This window comes from Enterococcus asini ATCC 700915 (assembly GCF_000407365.1).
Taxonomy (GTDB): domain Bacteria; phylum Bacillota; class Bacilli; order Lactobacillales; family Enterococcaceae; genus Enterococcus_C; species Enterococcus_C asini.
In genome coordinates this window covers 1,050,121-1,065,174 of the sequence record NZ_ASVU01000001.1, presented here as the reverse complement: position 1 = coordinate 1,065,174, position 15,054 = coordinate 1,050,121, and the positions used below count along the sequence as shown (strand labels likewise).

Here is a 15,054-nt window from a genome sequence, read left to right as displayed (position 1 = left end):
CGGTTTTCCGGCTTTAAAAACATGTTCCGCACAAAAAAACAAACAGCCGCAAGCGGCTGTTTGTCACAGTTGTTTGGCTACTTGATGGGCCAAGATTTCAATTAAGGCCACTACCGGTACTTGGGTGGTGAGATTCAGATGAGCCTCTCGGGGGCTCCCGACTTCCGGCATGTAATAAGAAATATTGTAATCGGATAACCGGGCGATGGTGGAGTGTTCGTCATTGGTAATGCTCAACGTTTTCGCTCCGTAACGCTTAAAGTCCCGCAGTTGCTCAATCATGCGGTCGGTTTCCCCGGAGACCGAAAGCAAAATCACCAGCGTATTTTCCAAGCCTCGAGGCGGAATCGGTGCAAAAGGATCCGACAAGGAATAAGCATTTAATTCCAGATTGGTAAAATAACGACTCCCGTAAGCACCTAACATGCCACTTGTGCCGATTCCCGTAAAAAGGATATGCCGACTGTTTAAAATCATCTCCACAGCCGGGGCCAAAAGAGTTTGGTAACTCTCGTCATTGAGCTTCTTTAAAAACAGATTGACCTGAACTGTGGCGTCGTAAAAGTAATCGATGGACTGCTGTTTTCGCAGACGTTCTTCTTTGAGAAAGTACTTAAAATCCGAAAAACCATCGAAGCCCAGCTTACTTAGAGTGCGCAAGATAGTCGAGGTGGAAACATGGGCGGCTTCCGCCAGTTCACGAATGGTTAGGTGGCCTAAAGTTTCAAAGTGCTCAATAATATAGCGATAGACAACCATTTCCAACTCGTTTAACGACTGAACCTTTTCTACATCAAACATCTCTGCCTCACTCCTTCACCTTAAAGCATACCTTCTTCTGTAAAAGAATACCAGTCGAAATTTTCTGATTCGATAGGATAAAAAAACAAAATCAATCTTGAAAAAAATTGTAAATTTTCAAAACGAGGCCTGAACTTCTTGCATCCCCTGTCAAACGTGATATGATACCTACAGAATATAAGGAGGTGATTGAAGGTGAACTACCTATCTTCTAAAGCGGTGGCTGTTGTCTGTTAGTCTGATACGGATTCTTCTTCGTATCAGTGGTTTGAAGAAAGGAATCCAACAACATGCTAAAACCAACGATCCACCCAGATCAATACATGGCCTTGCGCCAAATCGTCCATGATTTGATCAATACCTATCAATCCGTTAACGATAAAACGACGGTCCAAACAATGCAGGCTCTGGCCACCGATAAAATCCGCAGTACCGTCCCCATTGACGATCCTGCCATGGATGACTTACTGGACTTCGCCATGGACGTGCGATTGACACGGGCCAAAGCAGAAAGCTACTTTGAATCCTTTAAGGACTTTGTCATCCCTTTTGAAAAGCCTAGTACCAAACAAGTGGAAAAGGCCTTTCGCAAGGTGAAGAAGCTCAAACAACCGAATTTCGACGAGCTTGATCTCCGGGAACACACCTACATCGGCTGGAATGATCCCGGTAGCCAGAAGAAATACCTTTTGTTTTACAGTGAAGGGCGCTTGACTGGTCTTTCCGGCAATATCCCTAGTGAAGTTAAGAAAAACATCTGCACGATTTGTCATAAAGAAGACAACGTGGCGCTCTTCATGGCCACCACGAAAACCGGCAGTGAAGGAACTTACACAAAACGGGGTAATTACATCTGCATCGATAGTGACAAGTGCAATCGGCAACTAACCGATCGCCAAAACTTGGATCAGTTTGTGGACCATTTGCGTCCCACGAAATAACGCAAAAAGACAAAGCTCGGAGCGAACCGGGCTTTGTCTTTTTTTCCGCTCTGGCCTAAGTGTGCCAAGTTATAGAGAACGATTTTCAACGCGCTCCTTTGAAAAAATGTGAAATTCCCTATCTTTTCTAAGTCATTTGCCCTAGAATAAGAAAAACGCTTACTACAGCATAACAGTTATTCGGGGGAATAAAATGAATCGCAAAGAACGCAGTCTAAAAAAACGCAGTCTCACTTTTTTTGCCATGGTCGTACTCGTCCCAACCTTTTTCGCATTGGTCTGTTGTGGGGCCTTTTATCTACGGTCTGGAGGCCATTCGAAAGCTAGCACCACGGCTACTACCAGTCAAGCAAAAAAAAACAAAGTCCGAAAAAAAGCAGTCTAAAAAAACACCCACAAAAGAACAGAAAGCCACCATTACCGCCAGTGGCGATATGCTGTATCATTACGTGGTTTACGGCAGTGCCTTTGATGGGAAAAAGTATGATTTAGCCAATGACTTTGCCCAGATAAAACCACTTTTGGACAAGGCAGACCTTTCCTTAGGCGACTTTGAAGGCACGATTAATCCCAACCGGGCTTTAAGCGGATATCCTTCCTTCAACGCTCCTCCTGCTGTGGTAGACAGTATCAAAGATGCCGGCTTTGACGTGATTGACCTAGCCCATAACCATATTTTGGACACGGGCATTGAAGGGCTTTGCTCCACAGCCAAAACGTTTCATGATCAAGGCTTAGATACGATTGGGGTCAATACCCCAGATCAAAAGGATCAAGGCATCCTGATTAAAGAAGTCAATGGAATCAAAATCGCCCTTTTGGCCTATGCCTATGGCTTCAACGGTTTGGAAAACACCATTAGCCAAGCCGATTACGATACGTATTTGAAAGACTTAAACATGGACAAAGTCGCCGCTGAGATCCAAGCGGCAGAAGAAATAGCGGACATTACCGTGGTTATGCCTCAAGACGGGGTGGAGTACGCCTTGGAGCCGACAGAACAGCAACAGGCCAACTACCGGAAAATGATCGATCTAGGAGCGGACATCATCTTCGGCGGACACCCCCACGTGGCGGAACCTACGGAAATCATCGAAAAAGATGGCCAAAAGAAATTCATCCTTTACTCCATGGGCAATCTCTTGTCCAACCAGCGTTATGAAACCCTGGAAAACTACTGGACCGAGCGAGGCGTCATCATGGAAGTCGAAGTGACGAAAAAAGGAGACACTACCAGTATCTCCAATATCCAACCTCACCCTACTTGGGTTTCTCGGGAACCCATTGAAGGTGCCACCTACACCAGAGACGGCATCCAAAACCAAGCCTATGACTATCAAGTCTTCTTAGCCGAAGATTACTGTGCCGGTGGGCAATACGCAGAAAAAGTTCCGCAAGAAAAACAACAACGCATCGAAACCGCCTATCACGAGATGATGGAGCTATTGGATTTGAAGTGGTAACTAAAAACGGCGTACCAAGGCTGACTTGGTATGCCGTTTTTTTAGTTTGATTTTTTGTGAGCTTGCGCCAGTGTTCCTGTTAAAATAGCCAACACTTTTCACAACAAATAATTCAAGTCATTAGCCAATCCTGGATAAGCGAAGATGTAATCGCTAAGTTCAGCGGGGCTAATTTTTTTGTTTAAAACCAGCACGAAATAATTAATCAATTCATCGGCTAGGCTACTAAAACAAGTCACGGCTACTAAGTGGTCGGCTTCATCATAGACCAACTTGATTTTGGCCTTTTGATCTTGAATCCGAAAATAAGTGTACCAGTCATGCAAATCTAGCAGCTGACTGTGATACTTCGTGGGCTCAGCGGCCAGTTCTTTTTCGCTTACCCCGATACGAGCCAAGCGATAGTCCCCAAAAACCACCGTGGGCAAAAGAGGATAGGTTAAAGGCTGATGGGTAGCCTTCGTCATGGCGGTGACAGCATACTTCGCCTCATAGCTAGCCACCGGTGTTAGTTTCGGCGCCTCTTTTGCCAAGACATCCCCACAAGCATAAATATGGGGCTGTGTGGTTTGCAAGTACTCATTGACTAAGATGCCGTTTTTCCCATAGTCCACATGGGCTCGTTCCAAATGCAATGCCCCTAAATTTGGCGTCCGTCCAGTGGCACCGATCACTAAGTCCGTCTCTAATTCAAAGTCAGGAGCAACTAAGCGATAACCCACCCGCTCTTTTTGCACTTCACTTAAAGAGACATCGAAATGAAAGACGATGCCTGCTTCTTGTAAATGGGCGACCAGTTCTTGGACCAACTCTTCATCAAAGCCTTTTAGCGGTCGGTCATTGTGATGAATCACATGGACTTCCGCTCCCGCCGCTCGGGCAATCGTCGCCAGCTCAAAAGCGATGTAGCCGGCTCCCACAAAAGCCACGCGGGGAGGCAAATGGGGTAACGCCATAAAATCCGTGCTGTTTTTCAAGTATTCCTGACCGGGTATGTCTAACTGCCGTGCTTGTTGTCCTGTAGCAATCAAAAATTGATGGGCGGAAAGAATCTGTTCCCCTACTTGTAGCGCATGGGGTGAAACAAAACTGGCCGTACCAGCGTACGTGGCGATGTTTGCTTCTTCCAGACCACCTTTTTGTCTTGTGGGAATCTGGTCCGTATAGCTTTTCTTAAAGGCCAACAACGCCTCCCAATTAATGTGCGTCTCTCCGACCAAGCCTTTTTGCGCCAGCGCTTTGCCCCGGGCTTGGGCTTCCACTACGCTCATCAAGATTTTCTTGGGATCACAGCCATAGTTGGGGCAAGTGCCACCCCAGAGATAGGACTCCACTACCGCCACTTTTTGTCCGGCTTCCTTTAGTCCGTAAGCCGCCGCCATACCGGCAGGGCCGCTGCCTAATACAATCACATCGTAATCCATGTTCATTCCTCCCGACTTAAAAAGCGAAACACATCTGCTGAAGTGACCTTCCCGACTACTTTGCCTGCCTCATCTTCTAGGGCCACTTCGGCATGGGTCGTCATCAAAGCAAACAACTCCGGCAACCCTGCATTTAGCCTTACACGGGGCAGCTCTTCTGCCACCGCTTTTTGGAAAAAGCCCCCGGCATAGAGTTGTGCTACCGTTTGGGTTTCGTAACCTTCTTTGGCCTCGTCAAAAAAGGCTCGGACAAAGCTGTCTTTTGGTTGCGTTTGAATCACTTCCGGAGTATCACATTGCAAAATTCGCCCCTCTTGCATCACCGCAATGCGATCTCCTAGTTTAAGGGCTTCTTTCATATTATGGGTGACAAAAATGATGGTGTTGCCTAATTTTTCATGTAAGGTCAAGACCAAATCTTGCAGACTCGTCCGAGAAAGGGGGTCTAAAGCGCTAAAGGGTTCGTCCATTAGCATGATGTCCGGTTCTGCCGCCAGTGCCCGAACGATGCCGATGCGTTGCTGTTGCCCTCCGGAGAGTTCCCCTGGCATCCGATCCCGGTATTGCTCCGGATCCAAGTCTACCTCCCGTAACAGTTCATCCACCCGAGCTTCTCGGCGTTCTTTCTTCCACCCGAGCATCTCCGGAATCACTTCGATATTTTCCTTCACCGACATGGTGGGAAACAAGGCGATTTGCTGGAGCACATAGCCCATTTGCCAACGCAATTTTTGTAAATTGTAATCTTTAATCCGCTTGTCTTTGAAGTAGATATTGCCTTCCGTCGGCTCGATTAAGCCATTGATCATCTTCAGCGAAGTGGTCTTGCCACTGCCGGATGGACCCACAATGACGAAAATCTCCCCTTCTTCAATCCTGAGGTTTAACTCCTGTAAGACGGTTTGCGTCTCAAAGCGTTTGGTGACTTGCTTGAATTCAATAATTGCCGTCATTTAGTTTCCCTCCTGGATGATTTTTTCCTTGACCAAGAAATCATGAGCCACGTCTGCCGGTTGTTGTTTCTCCACATTGACCAAGTAATTCATCTCGATCATTTGCTCTTCGATGATTTTTCCCGCCAAAAGATTCAAAGCCTCCACAACCCGAGGATGCTCTTTAGCAAAGTCCCCTCGCAACAAAGGCGCTCCTTGATAAGGTGGGAAGAGCTGTCGGTCATCTTCCAACGTTACCAAGTCGTATTGTTTAATCTCACTGTCCGTGGAATACGCATCGATCACATCTACATCCCCGTTTTGAATCGCTTGGTAGCGCAGTGCCGGTTCCATACTTTGCACCGAGCCAAGCTTTAAGCCGTATTTTTTCTGCATCCCCTTGTAGCCATCTTCCCGGTCGATAAATTCCAAAGTGAAGCCCGCCCGTAACTCTCCTTGATGGGCCACTAAATCCGAAATCTTGGTAATGCCCTTTTCCTCGGCAACGCTGCGCTTCATGGCTACAGCGTACGTATTTTGATAACTCATCGGTTCCAAAAGTTCCATATCAAATTGTTCCCCTAGTAGTTCATTGGCCAGCTGATACGTCTTCTCCGGGGAGTGAATCTGATCTTCGGCTGCAGGCACCTTCACGAGGCTTTCCAAAACTGTCCCAGTAAATTCCGGATAGAGATCGATTTGCTGGCTCTTCAAAGCGCTAAACAAAAAGCTCGTCTTGCCGAAATTCGGTTTTAAAGTCACGGTCACTTGCTCGTCATTGGCCTCGATGACTTCCTTGCACATATTGATCAAAATATCCGGCTCCGATCCTAATTTCCCGGCAATCGTAATGGTTTCTTTGGTCAAAGTAGTCTGCTGGGCGGCATACACTCCGCCGATCCCCAGAAAAATGATTCCTAAAGCCGCCAGACTGACCTTCCAACTGCGCTTTTGCAAGAACCGAATCAAGCCACTGAAAATCAAGGCCAATAACGCCGAGCAAATCGCCCCAATCAAAGTCAGGCTGGGGTCATTGCGATCAATCCCCAGTAGGATAAAAGTCCCTAAGCCCCCGGCCCCAATCAAAGCCGCCAAAGTCGCCGTACCGATGATTAAGACCAAAGCCGTGCGAATCCCTGAGACAATCATGGGCATAGCCATGGGCACTTCCACCTTCAAAAGCTTGCGCATGCGAGACATGCCAAAAGCCTCCGCCGCTTCTTCGATGGAGGGATCGATTTCCGATAAACCGATGTAGGTATTTTGAAAAATCGGCAAGAGGGCATAAATCACCAGAGCAATCAACGCCGGTGTAGTGCCGATTCCCACAAAAGGAATCAAGAGCCCTAGCAGCGCCAAGGACGGGATAGTCTGCAAAACACTGGTAAACTGCAAGACCACTTCTGCGATTTTCTGGCGTTTGCTCAACAAAATAGCACAAGGAACTGCAATCAAAATAGCAATCAATAAAGCACTTAATGAAATGGCCAAATGTTCAAATATCGCTTGCAATAAATCTGCTTTCCGCTCATTTAAAAGTCGCTACGATCTCTTTCATGGAATCCCCTCGATTTTCACTAGATAATACTTTTAGTATAGCGAAAGCCCAGAAACCCGGCAAATAATTGAGAAATCCCGACGTTTTCAGACACATTTTTGACAAAAAAGCCCAAGGAAAATTCCTTGGGCTTTGCATCTTTCATAACTATAAAACTCCGTTATACTGCTTTAACCGCCTTAACTAACAGCATCATCGGCCGGCGGAGTTCGTCAGCCATACCCGGCACTTCCGCTAAAAGCCGCGGTTCCGGCTGGGGCTCTACCACCGCTTCTAGCGTAAAGCCAACAGTCAATAACGTATTGAGATACGTGGTCAGAGTGCGATGATACTTGGTCACTTGTGACCCAAGGAAATTCGCCTGACGTTTCCCTTCCGTAAAATAATGATCCACCGGCCACAGCTCAGGTTTCCCCGCTTCGTCATAAAGCCAATCTTGGCGTCCTTCCGCCGTAAATACCGGATGCTCCACGGAAAAGACAAAACTTCCTTTGGCACTCAAACTTTTGAAAACCTGTTCGCAAACCTCTTGGAAATTCGGCGTGTAATGAAAGGCCAAAGAACTCAACACCACATCAAATGAATCTGGAGCAAAGTCCATATCCTCCATGGCCAACTGGCGATAGCTCACATTCTCAAAAGAAGTCTGTTCTTGCGCCACGGCCAGCATCTTTTTAGAAATGTCGATGCCTAAGACTTGTCGCGCCCCTTCTTCTGCGGCGTACCGGCAATGCTAGCCAAAGCCACAGCCGATATCCAAAACTCGCTTATCAGTAAAGTCCGGCAATAGTTTGCGCAATTCATGCCACTCCCCGGCCGCTTGCAAACCTGCCACCGACCGAGGAAACTGGCGGTATTTTTCAAAAAACTCTGTTTGATCGTATTGATTTTCTTTCATGGTTACTCCTTTTAGTCCCCTTTAGTTCCCCGTGCTTTTTTATTTTCGCCCCAAGCGTGATGTCCCTTACTAAAAGAGCCAGCCTCACACTTTCTCCCATTACTCTCGACAATCGTTCCTTGGCCTTATTGTAAAGCCCGGACTTGACGCTGTCCACTTCCTTAAGTAAAAAGAGAGTGAGGAACGGTTTTGTTCCCCACTCTCTAAGATTTTCTTTTAGTTCAATTTTTGGCCCAAACGTTGAACGTCCCGGGCAATAACCAATTCTTCATCAGTCGGAATAACGAAGACTTTCACTTTAGAATCTGGTGCTGTGATTTCGGCTTCTTCCCCATGAATCAAGTTGTTCACAGTTTTGTTCAATTTAATACCGAACCAAGACATTGGTTCCAAAACAGCTTCCCGGATGTAAGCCGCATTTTCCCCAACACCGGCAGTGAAGACGATGGCATCTACGCCGTTCATCACAGAGATGTATTGGGCGATGTATTTACGGATGCGGTCTGCATAAATTTGGATTGTCAACAAAGCATCCTCATTGTGGCTAGCCGCAGCTTTTTGGATGTCCCGCATGTCGCTAGAAATCCCAGTCAAACCAAGAATCCCAGATTTTTTGTTCAAGATGTCGATGAAATCATTCACATCTTCAATGCCTTCTTTACGCATTAAGTAAGGAATCAAAGAAGCATCGATATCCCCAGAACGAGTTCCCATGGTAACCCCAGCAAGTGGTGTGAAGCCCATGGAAGTATCAACGGATTGACCACCTTTGACCGCGGTAATAGAAGCACCATTCCCGATATGGCAAGTGATGATTTTTGTTTCTTCGGCTGGTTTGCCTAAGAATTCAATGGCCCGTTCCGAAACGAAACGATGGCTAGTACCGTGAGCGCCGTATTTCCGTGCCCCGTGTTTTTGATAGTATTCTTTTGGAATGCTGTACATGTAGTTTACCGCTGGCATCGTTGTGTGGAAGGAAGTATCAAAAACTGCCACAGAGATGATGTTTGGCAAAATGTGTTTGAACGCTTTAATCCCCATCGCATTTGCTGGGTTGTGAAGTGGTGCTAGTTCTGCTAGTTCTTCGATTTTTGCCAACACATCGTCGGTGATAATCGTGGAATCCTTGAAGTATTCCCCACCGGCTACAACCCGGTGCCCAACTCCTGTGATTTCATCGTAGCTTTGAATGATTTGCAATTCAATCAAATCGTCCAACAACATTTGAACAGCCACTTCATGATCTGGAATGTCGAGGATTTTTTCTTCTTTTTGGTCCACACCATATTTGATCGTAAAGATGGAATCAGCCAAACCGATTCGTTCCACGATTCCTTTAGCGATTACGGTTTCGGAGGGCATTTGGTATAATTGCCATTTTAAGCTAGAGCTTCCGGCGTTGATTGCGATTGTCTTACTCATGTTCAGTCTCCTTCAAAAATAGTTTGGGTAACAGTAGCATTAAAGGTTCGAAGCTTTCCAGTCTTCGAATTGGGTAAAGAATTCAGTGATTTTCACTGGATCTTTTAAGGTGGCCAGTTTAGCCACTAGGACTTCCGGTACTTGCTGGCTTTTTTCGCCATGATTTTGCACGAGGATGATGCTCTTTTGCGAAGCTTTGCTTAAGAATAGTTCATCGGGCAATTGGATAATTCCTTGTAAATACATTTTTTCGGTAAAGAGTTTTTTCAGCTGTGGGCCTTGTTCACTCTCCAAGAAATTAGCCGGTAAAAGAAAGAGGCCAAAGCCGTTTTCCTTCGTGTACTTCATTCCTTGTTCAATCAACAAGTGATGGGCGTAACTGTGCCCTTCTGCAACTCCAGTTAGGAAGTTTTGGGCTTGTTCATCTTGAGGATAATAGCCCACTGGCAAATCACTCAAAACGGCGTCCACGGGATCAAGCAATAAATCTTGCAATGCATCCTGATGGAACAAGGTCACGTCACTTTGCGTCCATTGGGTGTCCGCTGCCGCCACCGCCAAAAGGGTTTCGTCGATATCCACACCAAAGCCTTTGGCACTGCGTTTTGCCAGACGTAAATTCGTCAAGGCGGTCAAGAGCAAATTGCCCATGCCCACTGCAGGATCAAAAAGCGTCAATGCTTTATCAGCTGGAAAAAATTGTTCCAACAAGTATACAAACAAAAAGCCGATACCATCAGGGGTCAGCTGGTGATTGGGTTGTAACGGTTCGGACTTACTCCCTTTTAAAAGCAATAATTGGGATAATTTCCGAATCTCTTCCGGCGCTAAGGAAATCTCCTGAAGCGCTTCATACAAGCCCTCAATTCGTTTGGTGGTGACTTCGTCTGGTTGTCCATCCATCACTCGCACCTGATACTCATCCAAAACATTTTCCACGTTTTCAATATACGCTTCAATAAAAGAGGTCTTCAAGGCATTTTGTAGCAACTGAATCGCTTCCAGATGCAAACCAAACGCTTTCTCGATCTTTTCTGGGAACACGGTGCCACCTCGATTTCTATGATTGTAACAACTTACATACCTGTCTTATTCTAGCGGATTATCCTTGATTTATCAACGGATATCCCGGTTTTTCTTTGTGAATTAACGAACAGTCTTTCAGCGTTTTTGCGCCAAAAAAAGAGAGCACGATTTAAAATCATGCTCTTGCCAACTGTTCTAGTCCAATTTTTTCCCTGTTGCTTTTTTTAAGGAATTTCACCCTCGCTTTTTTCTTGGTGTTCCTCGGTAAAATTAGGATATTGATACAGGTACGCACGCTCTTCACAAAGCACCCGCACTTTAAAAGTCGACTCTTCCCAGAAAAAGGTTACCTGTCCTTGGTCAAAAGAAACCTCTCCGGATTCCGGTCGCACTTCTTTGGGTATTTGCAAGTAATTGTACCAAAACATTTCCCGCATCACTTTAACCCGGTGCAAGCGCTGGGTACGAGTGGCTAGGTTTGCCGTTAACTGGCGATTTTCCAACGCTTGGTAAAAAATCAAAGAAACGATCAGCAACAGTCCTAAAGCCGTCAGCATAATGCCGGCTTTAGGTGCTTGGCAGCTGGATTTTGCCACAGCGAACCCCCCCATCTAAAAAAGTAAAGGTCAAAAGAATGCTTGATTCCTGTTTTTCTACCACCATTTTTTTCACTTTCGTTAAAAGAGGATGGTAGCCGCTGTTCAGTCGTTTGATAAATGTCTGATTCACCACTTTAAACTCCGCTTTTCGACCAGTTTCATCGTAAAAAATCACCGTATTTCCCTGTACTTCTGCAAAGTCCAGCTCGGATAATTCATATTCCAACTGAATCAAAGCGACTTCTAGTTCTTGATCACCATATTGGGCTAGCTTGGTGGATAAAGTCTGGCTCGTCTCCATAATTGGAGAAATCAAAACCACGCTTAGAGCCAAAACGCCTAGGGCTACCAGACATTCAATCAAGGTGAAAGCTTTGGGACAGCCAGTTGATGGCCACATTATAGTCGGCGCCACTGACTTGCACTTGGCGCAAATCTTGCGTAAAAGCCACATGGTAACGCTCCTCTCCATAGGCTAATTGCCGCTCTAAATCACCCCCGTGGAGCCGATATTCCCGGACTTCCTCGTACAAAACCCGAGTGCCTCGAAGCTTTTCGTATTGTTGGTGTTCTTGTTGCAACAAGTCGATGGTTGCCTTTTGATAGATTAACAAGCACAAGGTCAACATCCCCAAGGCTACCAAGGCTACCAAGCTTTCCAACACCAAAGAAGCTCTATTCTTTTTCAAACCGCCCACCTCCTAATTGAAACTGATAGGTATAGGTGATTCCCCGCTTTGGCCAGCCAAATCTTATCGTGGTCAAGCGGCTGGGGTGCCCCGACTCCGCCAAAAATTTAATCTCCTTGATGGAGTTACCCCCGGTTAATACTCCCGGAATCACCAAAGCCTCAAACCTATCTTCTGGATAGGGTTGCGGTCGATTATTGGCAACACTTCCCGTATAAAACAGAAACATCCGCTCTGGCTGAGCAACATTTTTGATTGAGGTATTTCTACCCTCTACTACGGCGATTTGTTGGCAGACAAAAACCATCTTCTCAAAGCGATTCAAAAATCGGCGCACCGTAAGTTCTTCTTGCCATGCGGCCACCATTAAAACGGGCAACAGACAAAAAGATCCCATGACAAATAAAACCGCTATGCTTTCCACTAAAGTGAAGCCAGTAAAAGGTCGTCTAAGGAAGAGTTGCTTCATAGCGCGTCCTCTGTTCTTTTGTGATATACCCTAATGTTTCCATCTGCGACAGTTTCAGGGTAACGGCACTCCCTTTTTCCTCGGGAAATTCCAGTTCATAGATTTTGATTTGATTCTCCACCAAAGTTGTCAATGCCTCATTACTTTTTTTATCCGCTAATTCCTTTTGTTTTCCCACATTTGGAACAAATAAAATTACTAAAACACAAATGATAACTAAAACTACGAGAACCTCCACAAGTGTAAAAGCTGGATATTTCTTTTTCTTTGCTTGCTTTTTCATGGACTTCACCCCTTACATCAATTCCCCCATACTGTCATACAAAGGTAAAAACATCGCCGCATACAAACTGACAATCAAGCCCGCAATCAACAAAAATACGACCGGCTGAATCCAATTGAGCATTTTTTCCGTGCGCTGAAAGAAAGTCGAACGTGTTAACTGACTGTACATAACTAACTCTTCCCCCAAACGTCCCTTGCTTTCCCCTTGAAAAACAATCTGAGCAAACTCTCTAGTCAAGAAGGGATACTTACCTAACTGATTGTGTAATGTCTGTCCCTGAAGCAAGCCCTGGTGAAGTTCCTGAGCCAAAGCATACATCAAAGACCGGGAGTCCGTGATCAACATGGAGGTGATGATTTGTTGCAACTCCAATCCCTCTTTAAAAAGCTTGCCCCATTCCAAAGCAAAATAACTAGTCACAAATAAGCGATACAACGATCCTACTCCAGGTATTTTTCCCCAAAACTGCCCTCGACGTAACGCATCCCACTTTCCTAATTGCCAAAAACAAAACCCGAATAGCCCTGTAGTGACCACCATAAGGAATAATAAAATCAAGGGACCCTTTTGCAAGAAGCGCACTCCCCAGTGATCTGCGGCCATCATGCCGGAAGCTAATAGTTGGGGGACTAAAAACTGCCGCAACCCAATCAATAAGGACAAGACAAAAAAGATTAATAATAAGGGATACGCCAAATTCTTCCGTAGTTCTTGGCGCTGTTTGGCCACGAGTTTCAACTGTTGTGCGATGTGCTGTAACGTCGCCACTAAATCCCCGTGTTGTTGGGCCAATTGAACCGCCGAAAGCTCCTGGGCAGAAAGGTCAAAGCTAGTAAAACAAGCGGCCAATGACTGGCCATCACTGAGCTTTTGGTGAAACTCTTTTAAGCGTTCGCAATCAAAATGACCAGACCGATTCATGGCCTGAAGTGCCTCACTTAGGCGAAAACCATTGGCTAGCAAACTGGCCAAAGTCTCGATATGCAACTGCTTTTTCTTAACATCAAATTTCCCGAAGAAAACACTCTTCCGCGATTTCACCTTGATAAAAGAGCTTTTCCAAGTTGGTTTGCCAATTCCCATGAGCCACCTCCTTGCCGACAAATTCGTATGCCAATAACGCCCCTAACTGCGTTTTCGTCTGTAAGAGTCGCTGATAGACAATGCCCAATAAACTATCGGCCAATTCACTCTCACTACCCACCAGATCACGAATCCGGCCTCTGGTAGCGGCGATGCTACTGGCATGCACCGTGGCAAACACACGGCACCCGGTTAACGCTGCACGAATCGCCGCTTGAGCCGTTTCTCGATCCCGAATTTCCCCGATAATCAAGATATCCGGCCGATGACGCAGAGCTAGCTGAATCAAACGGTCATAGGTTTGACCAATAGTAGGATTCACTTGTAATTGGGTAAAGGAGGGTTCCTCGATTTCCACCGGATCCTCAATCGTTAAAACCCGTCCCACCTGTTCCTTAGCCAAGCGATACATCAGCGTCGTCTTTCCAGAGCCCGTCGCTCCCGCAAACAAATACAAACCTCGGCGCTGGATATTTTGCTTTAACAACGGATACTGTTCCTGAAGTAAAAAGCACTGTTCCTCTTGGGCAATCGGGTACAAAAAACGGATAACCATGCTTTCTTGCAAACGATAATCCCCTACTAAAGACAAGCGCAAGCGCCAGTGTCTCTCCGGTAACGGATAGCGAATCGCTCCCAGCTGTACCTTGCGCGTTTCCCCTACATCCATATCTCCTAGGTACTTAAACCGGGTCAACAGCTGGGTTGCCACGGCTTCCGTCAACTCCTGTTCTTTAATGATGGCATCTCCCTTGCGAAACTGAATCCGCCAATGCTCCCCAAATGACTCGATATACAGGTCTTGGATGCGCCGCTGACTCCCCCAGGAAATCAAATCATCCGAGTAAGCTTTAATGTCCATGAGCGTCCCCTCCATACAAGTAACTACGCCCTTTGCAATAGAAAGGTCGCCTTATACAGCAAAGTTTTATCCAGAAGATTTTCGTAAATCTGCCGTTAGTCCTCGTAATAAAAATTGGTTATTGCGCACACCCCTAAGGAAAATCCCCAAAAAAAAGGCAACAAAAAAACCTTGAGTCAACTCAAGGTCGGGTAACACTTTTCTTTGTGCCGTCTTTTGCTAAGACGCTGATTTTTTTGACTCGCTCCAAAGGTACCATCTGCAATGGTAGCAAATCATTCGGGAGCTTCACTGGAACTACAGGTCCAAATTCTTTCGCAGCGATCCAGCCCGTAATCGTCTCGTAACGACTGTGATCGTATTGCTTTTCCACCAGTAGAACCACGATACTCTTTTGGCTAGCAGCCAGTTGCAACTCTTGGGTCATTTCCGCCATCGCTTGATTTTGCAATGTCGAACGATCCGGTTCATTGAGCAAGCCTTCCCACAAAGCCGTGGAGGTATTAATCAAAAATTCCCCAAAAGGACCAAACTTTGATTTTTTCTCTGTTGGTTCACTCATGGCCACTACCCTCCTTCAAGAACGATCTTCTCTTTTTAA

General features: G+C 46.0%; 16 protein-coding genes and 1 pseudogene. 2 read left to right on the top strand and 15 right to left on the bottom strand.

What is annotated here, in order from left to right; genetic code table 11:
* Nucleotides 1-63 precede the first annotated feature (63 nt).
* Complete coding sequence (locus I579_RS05235) at nt 64-801, bottom strand: MurR/RpiR family transcriptional regulator (protein WP_010754645.1); 738 nt, start codon at nt 799-801, stop codon at nt 64-66.
* A 290-nt stretch (nt 802-1,091) separates the two neighbouring features.
* Here I579_RS05235 and I579_RS05230 point away from each other — a divergent pair, with 290 nt between their 5' ends.
* The gene (locus I579_RS05230; protein ID WP_010754646.1) at nt 1,092-1,742 is read left to right on the top strand and encodes a FusB/FusC family EF-G-binding protein; all 651 of its coding nucleotides are present in this window, start codon (nt 1,092-1,094) and stop codon (nt 1,740-1,742) included.
* 305 nt (nt 1,743-2,047) lie between these two features.
* Complete coding sequence (locus I579_RS05225) at nt 2,048-3,205, top strand: CapA family protein (RefSeq protein WP_371168781.1); 1,158 nt, start codon at nt 2,048-2,050, stop codon at nt 3,203-3,205.
* 98 nt (nt 3,206-3,303) lie between these two features.
* Here I579_RS05225 and I579_RS05220 read toward each other — a convergent pair whose 3' ends face one another.
* From I579_RS05220 to I579_RS05155, 14 genes and pseudogenes are all read right to left on the bottom strand, one after another.
* Nucleotides 3,304-4,629: a dihydrolipoyl dehydrogenase family protein gene (locus I579_RS05220; RefSeq protein ID WP_010754649.1), complete on the bottom strand. Its 1,326-nt coding sequence runs from the start codon at nt 4,627-4,629 to the stop codon at nt 3,304-3,306.
* A gap of 2 nt (nt 4,630-4,631) precedes the next feature.
* On the bottom strand, nt 4,632-5,582 hold the full coding sequence (locus tag I579_RS05215; protein ID WP_010754650.1) for an ABC transporter ATP-binding protein: 951 nt from the start codon (nt 5,580-5,582) through the stop codon (nt 4,632-4,634).
* Nucleotides 5,583-7,073: an ABC transporter permease/substrate-binding protein gene (locus tag I579_RS05210; protein WP_010754651.1), complete on the bottom strand. Its 1,491-nt coding sequence runs from the start codon at nt 7,071-7,073 to the stop codon at nt 5,583-5,585. It lies immediately after the preceding gene.
* 206 nt (nt 7,074-7,279) lie between these two features.
* A pseudogene (locus I579_RS05205) lies at nt 7,280-8,017 on the bottom strand (class I SAM-dependent methyltransferase).
* 216 nt (nt 8,018-8,233) lie between these two features.
* Nucleotides 8,234-9,439, bottom strand: a complete 1,206-nt coding sequence (locus I579_RS05200) for an acetate/propionate family kinase (protein WP_010754655.1) — start codon at nt 9,437-9,439, stop codon at nt 8,234-8,236.
* Between the two features lie 39 nt (nt 9,440-9,478).
* Nucleotides 9,479-10,483 carry a class I SAM-dependent methyltransferase gene (locus tag I579_RS05195; protein WP_010754656.1) on the bottom strand — a complete coding sequence of 335 codons (1,005 nt, stop codon included), beginning with the start codon at nt 10,481-10,483 and terminating at the stop codon, nt 9,479-9,481.
* Nucleotides 10,484-10,689: 206 nt separating this feature from the next.
* Nucleotides 10,690-11,061: a competence type IV pilus minor pilin ComGG gene (gene comGG / locus I579_RS05190; RefSeq protein WP_010754657.1), complete on the bottom strand. Its 372-nt coding sequence runs from the start codon at nt 11,059-11,061 to the stop codon at nt 10,690-10,692.
* Entirely contained in the window at nt 11,033-11,464 is a 432-nt protein-coding gene (gene comGF, locus I579_RS05185; protein ID WP_010754658.1) for a competence type IV pilus minor pilin ComGF, read from the bottom strand. The genes comGG and comGF overlap by 29 nt, the downstream gene beginning before the upstream one ends.
* Nucleotides 11,421-11,753: a hypothetical protein gene (locus I579_RS12790; RefSeq protein WP_010754659.1), complete on the bottom strand. Its 333-nt coding sequence runs from the start codon at nt 11,751-11,753 to the stop codon at nt 11,421-11,423. Before I579_RS12790 ends, comGF begins: the two co-directional genes overlap by 44 nt.
* Entirely contained in the window at nt 11,740-12,222 is a 483-nt protein-coding gene (comGD, locus tag I579_RS05175; RefSeq protein ID WP_010754660.1) for a competence type IV pilus minor pilin ComGD, read from the bottom strand. Before comGD ends, I579_RS12790 begins: the two co-directional genes overlap by 14 nt.
* Nucleotides 12,203-12,505 carry a competence type IV pilus major pilin ComGC gene (comGC, locus tag I579_RS05170; protein WP_010754661.1) on the bottom strand — a complete coding sequence of 101 codons (303 nt, stop codon included), beginning with the start codon at nt 12,503-12,505 and terminating at the stop codon, nt 12,203-12,205. The genes comGD and comGC overlap by 20 nt, the downstream gene beginning before the upstream one ends.
* 12 nt (nt 12,506-12,517) lie before the next feature.
* A complete protein-coding gene (comGB, locus tag I579_RS05165) occupies nt 12,518-13,591 on the bottom strand; it encodes a competence type IV pilus assembly protein ComGB (protein ID WP_051091757.1) in 1,074 nt (357 codons plus the stop codon).
* A complete protein-coding gene (gene comGA, locus I579_RS05160) occupies nt 13,512-14,453 on the bottom strand; it encodes a competence type IV pilus ATPase ComGA (protein ID WP_010754663.1) in 942 nt (313 codons plus the stop codon). The genes comGB and comGA overlap by 80 nt, the downstream gene beginning before the upstream one ends.
* A gap of 181 nt (nt 14,454-14,634) precedes the next feature.
* Nucleotides 14,635-15,015 (bottom strand): hypothetical protein, encoded by a 381-nt coding sequence (locus tag I579_RS05155; RefSeq protein WP_010754664.1) that lies wholly within the window; start codon nt 15,013-15,015, stop codon nt 14,635-14,637.
* Nucleotides 15,016-15,054: the final 39 nt, after the last annotated feature.